Here is a 13,061-nt window from a genome sequence, read left to right on the forward strand (position 1 = left end):
GCCTCCGCAATCATGCTGTGGCCGATGTTTTTAGTGTCAAAGCCCGCTAATGATAGCCAGTTGCCGGGTATTAGTGAAATTTCCGGGCCGACTCAGGGCCTTAATTCACCGCGCTGATGCAGCGCCACGGCACCGGTAAAGAGCATCATGACCTGCTCTTCGGCCTGGCTTAGAATCTCGCTGCGCCGGGCCGGCTCACCCAGATAATCGAGCGATTGAAAGAGCATGTTGCGGTTGACCATACCGGCGATACGACGCACCTGCTGCGCCGAGACCTGCAGCGGCATCAGGCCCAGTGCAAGGATGTCTTCGGCCATATCGTCGGCAAACTCGTCCATCTGCCGCTGCAACTCGTTGCGCAACGCCAGCGACGGCCCATGCAGCTCGCGCACCGCAATCAAAACCCGTGAACGGTTGGCGTACGCATAGTCGAAGTACAGGCGCAGCGTTTGCCGACAAACCGCTTGCCCCTTGCTCACGCCGTTTTCACCGGCGCCTTGCTCCACCTCATTGGCGGCCTGGTGCCGGAGCGCCCGCAGCGCGGCACGCAGCTCACCCTCGGACTGGCGCAACAGCTGCAGGCCAAGGTCTTCCATGTCGCGAAAATGGCGGTAGAAGGTATTGGGGTTGAGACCCGCCTCGCGGGCCAGCTCACGCAAGCCCAAGCTGGTCAGACAGCGACTGTTGGCTGCCAGGCGCTCGGCGGCGTCCAGCAGCGCCCGTTTGCCTGGTGGGTCTGCGTGCATGTCCAGGCGGCAGTTTAAGGTGCTGAGCGCAAGATAGTGAGCACTTGGCGCGCGGTCATCCCATAACTGTCCATCAGTGCCTTGAGCTCCTCATTAAAGGCCAGCTCTTGCTGCAAGCCACTGTCCTTCTTGAGTTTTTCAAGGTGTTCCAACTGCGCAGCCAACTCACGTTCAGCAGCGCGAAACTCCGAAAGCTTGCTCATGTCATACCTGTGTGTAAAAAGGAAGTAACGAGGATTCTACACCAGCGGCGCCCAGATCATGCACCGATCACCGCCAGCGCCGCTGCAAACGCCGCAGGAGAGAGGCCCATGCCCACCATCACCATGCCACCGCGCACCCACACCAGCGACGGCGTTCTGCGCCGCGTTGGCATCGAGCTGGAAATGAACGGCATCGATATCGACCGCCTGAGCCAGCTGGTCGCCAGCACAGGTAACTACCAGATTGAGCAACCCGGCCGCTACGAACGCCGCCTGACGGGCGATGACGCCGGCGACTGGGTGGTCGAGCTGGACTCCAGCCTGGTCAAGCGCCTGGGCCGCAAGCCCCGCCCCGACGATCCGCGCTCAGCCGAGCTGATGAGCTCCGCCGAGGACGCCCTGATGTGGGTCGCCGAAGCGCTGGTGCCCGCCGAGCTGGTCAGCCCGCCGCTGCCGTTGGACCGGCTGGATGGCGTCAACGCGCTGATCGCACGACTGCGCGAGGCTGGCGCCAAGGGCACCGGCGACCGCCTGACCAACGCCTTTGGCATGCAGTTCAACCCGGAGATTCCGGACGACCGCGCCGACACCATCACCGCCTATTTGAAAGCCTTCCTGTGTCTGTATGACTGGCTGGCCGAGCGCACCGAGGTGAACCTGGCGCGGCGTATCACCACCTACGTGGACCCGTTCCCGGCCGCCTACGTCAAACGCGTCACCTCGCCCGAATACTGGCCCGAGCAGGCCCAACTGATTGATGACTACCTGGAGCACAACCCGACCCGCAACCGCGCACTGGACATGCTGCCGCTGTTTCGCCACCTTGACGAGGAACGCGTGCTGGCCCGCGCTCCGGACCCGCTGATCAAGGCGCGCCCCACCTTCCACTACCGTCTGCCCGACTGCCGTATCGACGAGCCCGGTTGGGACATGACCCCCGCCTGGAATGACTGGTTGCAGATTGAGCGACTAGCCTGCGATCTGGAACGCCTGCAGCGCTGCTGCGAGGCGTACCAGCAATGGCTAGATCAAGGGCTGGGCAGGCTGTTGGACAGCTGGCCACGGCAGGTTGAACGGGACTGGCTCAGCAGCGACGCGCCATGAACCGCCCGCGCATTGCCATTACCGGCCCCCGACGCGGGGCCTTCGGGCCGCGCTTTCTGGTAGCCCGTGCAATCCGCTACTACGGCGGCGTGCCCATCCAACTGGAACCGGGCGACGAGCGCCGTCTGCCACGCTATGACGGCGTAGTGGTGACCGGCGGTCACGACATCGACCCGGTGTTGTATGCCGCCGAGCCCGAGGTCAAACCGCGCTATGACACCGCCCGCGATGCCCTCGAAACGGCAGTCATCGACGACGCCCTGCACCGCGGCCTGCCGCTGCTGGGCATCTGCCGGGGAGCGCAGTTGCTGAATGTACGCTGCGGCGGCAACCTGTTTCAGGACCTGCGCTCACGTCGCAAGCTGACCTCACACCGGCGCACCATCTTGCCACTGAAAACCCTCTGCGTAGATGCCGGCAGCCACCTCGCGCGCCTGCTGGGGGTGCAGCGCGCGCGCATCAACAGCCTGCACAACCAGGCCATTAACCAGCTTGGCGAGGGTCTGGTGGTCAGCGCGCGCGACCTGGACCAGATCACCCAGGCTATCGAAGCGCCCGGCCGGCACTTTGTCATGGGCGTGCAATGGCATCCGGAGTTTCTGCTGTTTTTGCCGCGCCAACGCCGCTTGTTCAAGGCGCTAGTGTCGGCAGCGCGGGAGCTGGGTTAGCGCTTCAAACCGCAGCAGAAAACGCGAAACCAGCAACAGCGGCGTCGCGCCCCTTGCAACAACAGCCTGCACGATAACCGCTCAATACGAGGCCTCCTCCACGCTACCACGCGGCAACAAAGATATCGACTCGCCAGGGCAACCTGCTCCTGCACGTTTGTCGATATCGGCCAGCCCCCATAAACTGGTCAACCAGGCGCGTCGACGGGCTGAGCAAAAAGGGCGCGGTCGCATCTCTCATCTGCCGCCCCCATCGCCACGCAACTGCGCCGCCTTTTCCCTTTAAACCGGAGTACCCGTGTCTGTCGATCCGTTGAAAACCCTGTCCGACCTGGTCAGCGACGCCCACACACAGATTCAAGCGGCGCATCAGCACATCAACCCTGTGGTGGAGGTGCGCCAGAGCATGCGTGATGTCGGCATCCCCGCTGATGTGCTGACCCTGGACTGCCTGCGAACCCAGCGGCGCATCACCCTTATCCTGCATGACCAACACCCGGGCGTGGTGCTCTACCAGTTCGTCACCCGGGAGGAAGAGGTTGGCGGTGAATTCAAGCAGATGCCGCTAGCAGAGATGCGCAGCCAAACACTGTTTGACTGGATGCAGGATTATTTCGCCTGAATTGAACCAGGGTCTGTTGCCGTTTCGTTTGCCCGCCTGCCGGGAACCCCGTTTTGGCTAGACAAGGCGAAGGGAGTGCAATCGCTCTAGATAAGCGACCGACAGCGCCTGGCCCTGCGGGTGGCGCCGGTGCCTTGTACAGCCGTCCCCTTGAAACCCGAGGTAGCCGAGCGAGCCATCAGATTGCCCTGTTCGAGGGGCAAGTCATCCAGCTACAAGAACTACCGCGCGTGCTATCTGCCGGAACAACTGATCGTGCGTAACCTGGAACAGCTCATGAATCCGGTCGAGCCCGCCAGCAGACTGCATGAACGGCATGTGATCAGTTGGCTGCCGCGCCCAAATCCAGCCCGCTGATGCGCCGCACCGGCGTTTGCACCGCCGCCTCCAATACACCGGGCCGGCTTTCCAGCAAGCTGAAGTGTTTACTGGCGCGGGTAATGGCGGTGTAGACCAGCTCCTTGGTCAGCACCGGGTTACGCGCCTCGGGCAGCACCAGCACAGCGTGCTCGAACTCCGAGCCCTGAGATTTGTGCACGGTCATGGCAAACACGGTTTCCACATCCGGCAGGCGACTGGGCAATACAAAGCGAATGCCGCCCTTGCCATCGTTACGCGGGAAGGCGACGCGCAGCGCCTCAGTCTCCACCTGACCGGCGTGCAAGGCGGGCTCACGAATGCGTAGGGCAATGCCGATATCGCCGTTCATCAAGCCCAGGCTGTAATCGTTGCGGGTGACCAGCACCGGGCGGCCTTCGTACCAAAGCTTGTCGGCACGCAGCAGGCCGCGGCGGGTCAGCAGGTCAGCGACGCGCTGGTTGATCCCCTCAACGCCCCAGTCCCCTCGGCGTACCGCGCAAAGCAACTGAAAGCGATCAAAGGCGCTCAGCACGGCGGCAGCCCAAGCCTCCCAGCACAGATCATCAGCAGGTACATCTGCCCCCGGGCGCTGCGCCCTGAGTGTGCTCAGATAAGCGCCATAGCCCGGCAGCGCGCCTTCACCGCCCAACACCAATGCGCTGAACACCGGGTCGTTGCTGCCATTCAGGCGGCGACTCTGAATGTCGTCAAATTTGCCGCGTTGCAGCAGGTCGCGTGCGGCGGTGGCGTCGCAGCGATTGACCGCGCGGGCCAGCTCACCGATGCCGCTGGCAGCGCCAAAGCGGTGAGAATGACGCAGCATGGCGGTCTGCTGCTCCAGCAGATGGGTCGCCTCATCACCGGCCTGCAAGCCCGCCTCCATCACTGACTGACCAGTGACCTGCTGCAACCACTCCAGCGTAGCCCGCGAGTAGCACCCGGCATCGGCACGTCGACACAGATCGCCCAATACCGCGCCTGCTTCAACCGAGGCGAGCTGATCCTTGTCTCCCAGCAATACCAGTCGCGCCTGCGGCGGCAGCGCGGCCAGCACATTGGCCATCATTTCCAGGTCAATCATCGAGGCTTCGTCCACCACCAGCACATCCAGCGCCAGCGGGTTGCCCGCGTGATGACGAAAATGGCGGCTGTCCGGCAGGCTGCCGAGCAACCGGTGCAGGGTGCTGACCTCGGTCGGAATGGCATTGCGCACCGCGTCGTCGACCGGCAATGCTCCTACTTGCCTGCCGATGGATTCGGTCAGCCGCGCGGCGGCCTTGCCGGTCGGTGCGGCCAGGCGGATACGCAGCGGCTTGCCGGCCTCAACCGCTGGGGTCTGCAGCAGCGCCAGCAGCCGCACCACCGTGGTGGTCTTGCCGGTGCCGGGGCCACCGGTGATGATGCTGAAGCGCCCGCGCGCGGCCAGCGCGCAGGCGATGCGCTGCCAGTCAGGGTTCTGCTGACTGCCGGCAAACAGGGCATCCAGCCGCGCGGGCAGATCCTCAGCCACAGGCAGCGGTTGCTGCAGGCGCTGATGCAGGCTCGAGACCACGTGCCGCTCGTGCTGCCAGTAGCGGCGCAGATACAGGCGTTGGCCAACCAGCACCAGCGGGCAGCTACCCTGCTCCGGCTGCTCGCTATCAACTACCCGGCTGGCCCGCAGCGCCGCGCACCAGCTCTCCAGCGTGACGCCCGCCAGCACCGCCGAGGGTAACGGTGTATCAAGCAGACTTTCGCCCTCCGGCGGCAATGACAGGGCAAAGTCCGGTTCGGCCAGCGTCGCGGCCAGATCCAGGCAAACATGCCCATGGCCCAATTGGTGACTGACCAGCGCCGCCGCCAGCAGCACCGCCGGGCCGGTGTCCGGCGCCTGCTCCAGCAGAAAGCCGGCGAAGGCACGATCCAGCGCCCGCAACCAACCGTTGGCCTGCCAGTCATCCAGTAATTGCAGCAGCGCGGTTGCGCTATCGAGCTGCGCGGCGGAACGGTCGAGTGTGCCGAGCAGATCCAGTTGATCACCCTGCATGGTCAATCTCCTCAACCGGCTGACCGGCAAACAGGCGGTCCAGCGCTTCAATCAATTCGCGCGGCGGGCGCTGGTGGCAGATGCCGCCGTTCTCGGCGTCGACGCCGCGGACAAACCAGTAGAGCGCGCCGCCAATGTGGCGGTCGTAGTCGTAATCGGGCAACCGCGCCCGCAACTGGCGGTGCAGCGCCAGCAGGTAGAACACGTACTGCAGATCGTAGCGGTGCTCCAGCAGCGCACGGCTCATGGCCGCCTCGCTGTAGTCGGCCGGGGTCGCACCCAGCCAGTTGGATTTGTAGTCGAGCACGTAATAACGCCCTTCATGCTCCAGCACCAGATCGATATAGCCCTTGAACAGACCATTCAGACGATCACGCTGCAACGCCGGACGCGGCAGGCCATCCAGCGTCATCGCCGTGACCAGGCGATCGACCTGCTGCACGTCCACTTTGCCCGCCGCAAACATAAAGGCCATCTCGCTCTGGTAGCGCGATTGCGGCAGTTCCCCCAGTGCCAGCGTCGTATCCGGCACCAGTCCAGGACGCTGCAGCAGTTGAACCAGCCAGTCGCTCAGGCATTCACTCCACTCGCCCCAACCACGGCGCTGGCAGCGCGGCGCCAGCCAACGGCGGCAACGCTCGGCATCTTGCAAGGCCGCGAAGCCCTCCTGTGCCGCCAAATCCAGCAGGCCGTGCAAAAAGGTGCCGGGCTGCGGGCCACGCGGGAAGCGGTGAATGGTTGCTTGCTCGCCACGGCGCAGCGGCACAAAGCGACTCTGGCGCTCGTCGTCGGCAATCCACTCGGCCAGCGCACTGTCGGTACTCTCGCCGCTGAGCGCCAGCGCACTGTAGGAGCCGATCCACCAGGAATCAAAACGCCCATGGGATGGGCTGCGGGCATCGACCAGCGCCGGGCCGTCATCCAGCAGCTGCAAGCGGTCGTCACGCGGCCCGGGGGCGGCCTGCAGCGCGACCACCTCGCCGTCCGGCTGCCAGCGCGCCAGCCAGTCTTTCAACTGGCCAGACGATTCCAGCGTCGCGCCGCCACCGAGCAGCCAGGCGATCGCGCTGTGATGCAGTACCGACTGCTTGTTGTTGCCGCTCTTGAGATCGGCCATACCCAACCAGCAGGCGTGGCAGGCGCGCGTCAGCGCTACATAGAGCAGCCGCAGATCTTCACCGAGACGCTCGCGGTCGGCCTCGGCCACCTGATCGGCATCCGGCTTCAGTACCCAGCCGTCGCTCAGGCGCAGCGGCTGATCGGCCCGCACCGGGCGACTCAGGCAAATGAACGGCAGAAATACCAGCGGATACTCCAGACCCTTGGACTTGTGAATGGTCACCACCTTGACCAGCTCGGCGTCGCTTTCCAGCCGCAGCACCTGTTCGTCACCTGCGCCCTCGTCAGCGCGGCGGATCAGCTCGGCCAAGTGGCGGATCAGCGCCTGCTCACCATCCAGCTCGCGGGCCGCGCGTTGCAGCAGTTCGGCCAGATGCAGCAGGTTGGTCAGCGCTCGCTCGCCATCGTCCTGCTGCTGCAACCGGGCAGGCAGCGCAAAGTCGTGCAGCAGCCGGTGCAACATCGGCAGCACACCCTGGCGCTGCCAGATGCGTCGGTAATCGCGAAACTGGTCGACCCGTTGCTCCCACAGGCGCTCGTCCTGGTTCAGCTGATCCAGCGCCTGCCAGTTAAGGTGCAGGCTGTGGCTGGCCAGCGCCGCGCGTAGCAGACGGTCGTTGCCCGGCTCGGCACAGGCGCGTAACCAGCGCAGCACATCCTGCGCCTGCTGGGTGGCCAGCACCGAATCCTTGTCAGACAGATACACACTGCGTACACCGCGCGCGGCCAAGGCATCACGAATCAGCTGCGCCTCGCGGCCGGTACGTACCAGCACCGCCATATCGGCCGGGCGTACCGGCGCAAACGGTTGGTCGCTGCGCGCAAAACCGGCGCTGCCCTGCTGCCCGGCCTGCAGCAAGGCGGTCATCTCGCTGGCACAGCGCTCGGCCATTTCCCGCCGATAGGTATCGCCCGTCAACGGCTCTTCCGACTCCAGCAGCCAGGCGGTCAGGGCCGGCGCCCGTTCCCCCTGGTAGCTCCACACTTCGCTGCGTCCGCGCGCCTGCACCGGCAGAAACGGCATAGGGTTGTCATTGCCCTGGCGGAACAGGAAGGCGCCAGCAGCAAAGTGCTGCTCGGCCTGCTCAAATACCCGGTTCACCGCCGCGACCATCGGCTGGCTGGAGCGGAAGTTGGTATCCAGATTCTCATGCCGCCCGGCGGTGTCGCCACGGGCCCGCAGGTAAGTGTGAATATCCGCGCCGCGGAAGGCGTAGATCGCCTGTTTGGGGTCACCGATCAGCAGCAGCGCGCTGTCCTGGTCATTTTCAGCCACCCGATAGATACGGTCGAAGATGCGGTACTGCAGCGGGTCGGTATCCTGAAACTCGTCGATCAGCGCGACCGGAAACTGCTGCCGGATGACGTCCGCCAGCCGGTCGCCGTTGGGGCCCTGCAGCGCGGCATCGAGCCGGGTCAGCATATCGTCGAAGCCCATCTGCGCACGGCGGCGCTTTTCCGCCTCGAAGCGCACCGACATCCAGTCCGCCGCGTGACGCAGCGCATCACTCTCGGGATTGGGCAACGCCGCCAGTGCCTCGCGCAACTGCGGCAAGCCGCGCAGCGCCGGATGATCGGGCACATCGCCCTTCTTCCAGGCCTCGCCGAGGCCGTCTTCGCTGAGCCGCGCCCAAGCCGCCGCCGGCAACTCCAGCTTCACCTGCTCCGGCGTCAGCGCCCATTGGCGCAGGGTCGCGAACCAGGGTGCGTAATAGCGCTTCTGAATCTTGCGCTTGTCGACCACTCCCTGCTCAACCGCCTGATCCAGCAGCACTTCCAGGCTGTCCGCCCACTCGGCACACGGGGCCTTGAGTTCAGCCAGCTGCGCATCGCGCTGGGCCAGTGCCTGGTCCAGCAGCGCTTGCAACGCCGTTGCCGGTTCTGCGGATGCGGGGTTGAACAGCAGCCGTGTCTTGCCAAGCAGCGTATCGGGCTGCTGCCAAATCTGCTGCACCCAGCTGAGCGCGGCACCGCGCAGGTGATAGCAATGCAAGCGCCAGTAATCACGCGCCACCTCGGCCAGCAGGTCGCGCTGGTCGGTTTCCAGCGTCTGGGTAAACAGGCTGCCGCTGTCAAAGGCGTGTTCGCGCAGCATGCGCTGGCACCAGCTGTGAATGGTCGAGACCGCGGCCTGATCCATCCACTGTGCGGCGATATCCAGCTTGCGCGCGGCGCTGGGGTGCTCGGCTTCGGGGATATCCGCCAGCAGGCCGGAGAGAATCGGGTCCGGCTCACTCAGTTCGCCACGAAACGCCTGCGCGCCCTCGACCAGCCGTGCGCGGATGCGGTCGCGCAGCTCCTGGGTGGCGGCTTCGGTAAAGGTTACGACCAGCACATCCGGCGGCAGCAGTTCACGACTGAAAGCGCTGTCGCCCTCGCCGTGGCCGAGCACCAGCCGCAGGTAGAGAGCTGAGATGGTAAAGGTCTTGCCGGTACCGGCACTGGCCTCAATCAGGCGGCTGCCGCGCAGCGGGCAGCGCAGGGCCAGAGGGCGTTGATTGCTCATGCCTCGCCCTCCCCGGCCACGGTAATCATCAGCCATTGATCCTCAATTGCCTGCGCCAGCGGTTGATAGAGTGACTGCGCCCAGCCGATAAACTCGTCGCTCGCCTGCAGGCTGGCAAAGTCGGGATAGCTGCGCTGCAGGGCCGGGCTGCCGTCCACCTCGCCACTGCTAAAGTCGTTGCCCTCAAAACAGAGTTTGGCAGCACCGAGGCGCTTCTCCTCCTTGCCTTCGGTCAGCCAGGCAAAGGCGGTTTCCACCGCCACCGGCAGCGGTCGCTTCAGGCCTTGGAGGTAGCCAAGCAGCCAGTCATTCACGATGCGCCCGGCACGTTCTTGCTCCAGCGGTAGCAGTTGAATGCTGGCATCGGCGCTGATCAGGCCGGTGGTGAGGCGATGCCCCGAGGCCGCCGCCAGCACATGCTGACACAGCTCACTCAGCAGCTTGCGCCAACGCGGCACGCCTTTTTTTCCGAGCAGCTTGCCGGTCACCAACTGCACCCGCATCAGCCCATCCAGCTGGGCGCAGCGGCGCACGCCAGCGAGCCAGCTGACCACCTCAATCTTCGCTTCCGCCGTACTAGCCGACGCCTGCAACGGCAGTGGATACTCCAGCGGCTGATCCCACAACAGCAGCTGCTCACGGAAGCGCTCCAGCTGACCGCCTAGCGGCTCGACCAACTGGGCCAGCGTCAACGCACCAAAACCGGCCAGCGGCAGGCTGCCGCGCTGCTGCAGACGGCTCGCCTGCTCCAACAGCAACGCTTGCCAGTCATCCTGCAGGTCAGCCTGCTGCACCTGCTCCAGCAGCCACTGGCTGAGCTGATGTTGTTGCAGGCCGTCGAGCGCAAAGGGCTCATCGTCTTCGGTGTTGCTTTGCTGTTCCTGCAACCAGACTTTCAGCCGGGCGGCAAAGAAGTGCTCGACCGGATTACGCAAGAAGCGTTGCAGCGCCAGCAGCTCAATGGGCGCCTCCAGCGTGACCGGCGCCAGCGGCTGGTCTGCATCATCGCCAGCATGGGAGTCGTGCAGCTGACGCCACTCGCTGGCGTAACTGAACAGCGCGGAATCGGCGCTGAAATAGGCGCGACTGAAGGGTTGCAGCGGATGCTCAACGGTCAGCGCGTGCAACAGGTCAGCGCCATCCGCCGTGTGCCAACCAGCGGCCAAATGGTCGCGCAGTTGGCCGATCAGCACCGACGGCGGCCGTTCGCTGTTGTCGCGAATGCTGCGACCCACCCAACTGATATGCAGCGCATCGCGGGCCGAGAGCAGTGCTTCCAACAGCAGGTAACGGTCGTCTTCGCGCCGCGAGCGATCGCCGGGGCGGTAGTCCTTGCCCATCAGGTCGAAATCCAGCGGCGGCTGCGCGCGCGGATAGTCGCCGTCGTTCATGCCCAAGAGGCAGATACGTTTGAACGGAATGGCGCGCATCGGCATCAGCGTGCAGACGTTGACCGCACCGGCGAGAAAACGCTGGCTGAGCTGGCTCTGGCCCACTCCGTCAAGCCAGGCCTCGGCCACCACATTAAGCGGCAGCGCGACATCCAGCGCAACGCTGTCGCACAGCTCCAACCAGTCGGCCAGCCCTTCGTGCAGTTGCGCCAGCAGCAACTGATCACGGTCGCTGTCGGCGACAAAAAAGTCGTCCAGCAACTGTCGCAGGCGTTCGCCCCAGATCGTCGGCAGGGCCGCATCGGCCAGCTGGGTTTCGTGGCGGTCGAGTGCATCCAGCAGGCCGTTAAGCGGACCGATCAGCGCGGCATCCAGCCCGCCGATTTCGTCATAGGGTTCGATTTGCTGCCAGGCATCGGCACCGCCGCTGGCGTAACCCAGCAGCATCCGGCGCAGGCCAAAACGCCAGCTGTTGGCTTCCAGGCCCGCAGGCAAGCCCAACTCAGCGCGGCGTTGCTGGTCCAGCCCCCAGCGGATGCCTGCGCCCTCGATCCAGCGTTGTAGGGTCGGCAGGTCAGCCTCGCTCAGACCAAAACGACTGCGCAGCGCTGGCACGTCGAGCAGATCGAGCACTTCGTTGACCGGCAGTCGGCTGTCGGGCAAACGCAGCAAATGCTCCAGTGCAATCAGCAGCGGTTCCTGACCGCGCTGGCCCTGATCGGCCAGGGTAAAGGGAATCGCCCGCGGGTCGTCACCGCTGTGCTGGCCGAACACTGCCTGAATGTGCGGCGCATACAGATTGACGTCCGGCACCATGACGATGATGTCGCGCGGCTTGAGATCCGGGTCAGCAGCAAAGGCGGCGAGCAGTTGATCATGCAGTACTTCCACTTCGCGCTGGGGGCTGTGCGCCAGATGAAAACGAATGGATTGATCTTGCGAGGTATCAACCGCTGGCCACAATGCGCGAGACTCGACCAGCGGTCGCAGCTGCAGAATGTCCTGCTGCAGTTGCTGCAGCAGCGTATCGCCAGAAGGCGCTTCAAACAGGTCAACCCGGCCACCGGCTATGTCGGCAAAACGCGCCTCGTAAGTGGCGAGCTCATCGTGCTGATCGAGCAGGTTGATGTAGTCGCGGCCCTGCTTGCCCCAGGCGGCCAGCAGCGGATGAGCGTGCTGATGCAGAGTGCTCTCGTCCAACTGCATCGGGCTGCCCGGCCGCCGTTGCTGACGGCGGTATTCGTGGCGCAGCAGGTCCTGATCGGCAACGATATCGCCCCAGTGGTACTCGCAGGGGTTGAGCACGCAAAGCAGTACCTGAGAAAAACGCCCGATCACCGCCAACGCCTCGAGCGTCTGCGCGGGTAGCGATGAAATACCAAATACGATCACCCGTCGCGGCAGGCTGGCCGGTCGGCTGTCACAGTCGAGCAGGTGCTGGACAAAACGCGGATGGATGCCCGCCCGGCTGTCACTCAGGCGCTCAGCCCCCACGTCCGCCAGCACCGCGCGCCAGAGCGCCGGCTGCCAGCGTTCCTCGTCATCCAGCGGTCGCGGACCGGTGCGCGCCAGCCCGATATGGTCGCGCCCGGCGGCCCAGTCGTTCAGCCAGTCGGCGCGGTAGACCTGATACTGGTCGAACAGGTCGGCCAGCCGCACCGCCAGCTGGTAGCGCTTGCGGCAGTCGTGGTCATCGGCGAGAAAGCGTTTGAGCGGGGCAAAATCAGGCTGGTCTTGCAGCGCGGGCAGCAAGCGCATCAGCCGCCAGGTCAGCGGTAGTTTGTCGAGCGGGGATTGCTCGGGCACGCTGTCGCGGCCCAGTACGCCGCGGTAGCTGTCCCAGAGAAAGCGCGCCGGCAACTGCACATCCAGCGCCGCCGCAATGCCGCAGCCGCCCTGCGCAGGGTCGGCGGCCAGCGCCATCTGCAGCCATTGGGCGATGCCGTTGCTCTGCACCAGGATGACTTCGTTTTCCAGCGGCGCCAGCGGGTGCGCCCGCATCCAGTCCACCGCCAGCTCGCGCAACGTCTCCAGGCGGTTGCCGTGGATGATCATCAAACCGGGGGCGAGGCTGTTGGCGTCCTGCATGTGAGCTCCTGCTTTGGAAACAGCCGCCAGTCTATCACCGGGCTGCGACGGTTAGCGTCGCAGCTTACACCGCAAGTGGTTGAGAAGCGTTGGCGAGGCAGGCAGCGCAAGGCAAAGATCGCCGAGAAGCGATCGGAGTCGCGCTCGACTTTACGGATTGTAAATGAGCACTTCGATCGGACTCGCGCCTGAGGCGATTTTTAACGCAGCGATGGCAACGCAGGTAGC

8 protein-coding genes are annotated in these 13,061 nt (G+C 64.8%); 3 read left to right on the plus strand and 5 right to left on the minus strand.

Features of this window, described 5'->3' with window-relative positions; all coding sequences use genetic code 11:
- Positions 1-92: 92 nt before the first annotated feature.
- Together HV822_RS06520 and HV822_RS06525 are read right to left on the minus strand one after the other, a co-directional pair.
- Complete coding sequence (locus HV822_RS06520; protein WP_238872932.1) at positions 93-746, minus strand: TetR family transcriptional regulator; 654 nt, start codon at positions 744-746, stop codon at positions 93-95.
- A 14-nt stretch (positions 747-760) separates the two neighbouring features.
- Positions 761-949, minus strand: a complete 189-nt coding sequence (locus HV822_RS06525; RefSeq protein WP_318035916.1) for a hypothetical protein — start codon at positions 947-949, stop codon at positions 761-763.
- Positions 950-1,057: 108 nt separating this feature from the next.
- Between HV822_RS06525 and HV822_RS06530 the strand changes: the two genes are divergently transcribed.
- The 3 genes from HV822_RS06530 (at position 1,058) to HV822_RS06540 (ending at position 3,343) form a co-directional block, all read left to right on the plus strand.
- On the plus strand, positions 1,058-2,053 hold the full coding sequence (locus HV822_RS06530; protein WP_238872933.1) for an amidoligase family protein: 996 nt from the start codon (positions 1,058-1,060) through the stop codon (positions 2,051-2,053).
- Complete coding sequence (locus HV822_RS06535) at positions 2,050-2,721, plus strand: gamma-glutamyl-gamma-aminobutyrate hydrolase family protein (protein ID WP_238872934.1); 672 nt, start codon at positions 2,050-2,052, stop codon at positions 2,719-2,721. The genes HV822_RS06530 and HV822_RS06535 overlap by 4 nt, the downstream gene beginning before the upstream one ends.
- Positions 2,722-3,019: 298 nt before the next feature.
- Positions 3,020-3,343 (plus strand): hypothetical protein, encoded by a 324-nt coding sequence (locus HV822_RS06540; protein ID WP_238872935.1) that lies wholly within the window; start codon positions 3,020-3,022, stop codon positions 3,341-3,343.
- A 322-nt stretch (positions 3,344-3,665) separates the two neighbouring features.
- Here the strand turns inward: HV822_RS06540 and recD are convergent, their stop codons facing one another.
- The 3 genes from recD to recC are packed head-to-tail and all read right to left on the minus strand — an operon-like array spanning position 3,666 to position 12,833.
- On the minus strand, positions 3,666-5,729 hold the full coding sequence (gene recD / locus HV822_RS06545; protein ID WP_238872936.1) for an exodeoxyribonuclease V subunit alpha: 2,064 nt from the start codon (positions 5,727-5,729) through the stop codon (positions 3,666-3,668).
- Positions 5,719-9,354: an exodeoxyribonuclease V subunit beta gene (gene recB / locus HV822_RS06550; protein WP_238872937.1), complete on the minus strand. Its 3,636-nt coding sequence runs from the start codon at positions 9,352-9,354 to the stop codon at positions 5,719-5,721. The genes recD and recB overlap by 11 nt, the downstream gene beginning before the upstream one ends.
- Positions 9,351-12,833, minus strand: a complete 3,483-nt coding sequence (gene recC, locus HV822_RS06555) for an exodeoxyribonuclease V subunit gamma (RefSeq protein ID WP_238872938.1) — start codon at positions 12,831-12,833, stop codon at positions 9,351-9,353. The genes recB and recC overlap by 4 nt, the downstream gene beginning before the upstream one ends.
- Positions 12,834-13,061: the final 228 nt, after the last annotated feature.

The sequence above is a fragment of the Halopseudomonas maritima genome, from assembly GCF_021545785.1.
Classification (GTDB): domain Bacteria; phylum Pseudomonadota; class Gammaproteobacteria; order Pseudomonadales; family Pseudomonadaceae; genus Halopseudomonas; species Halopseudomonas maritima.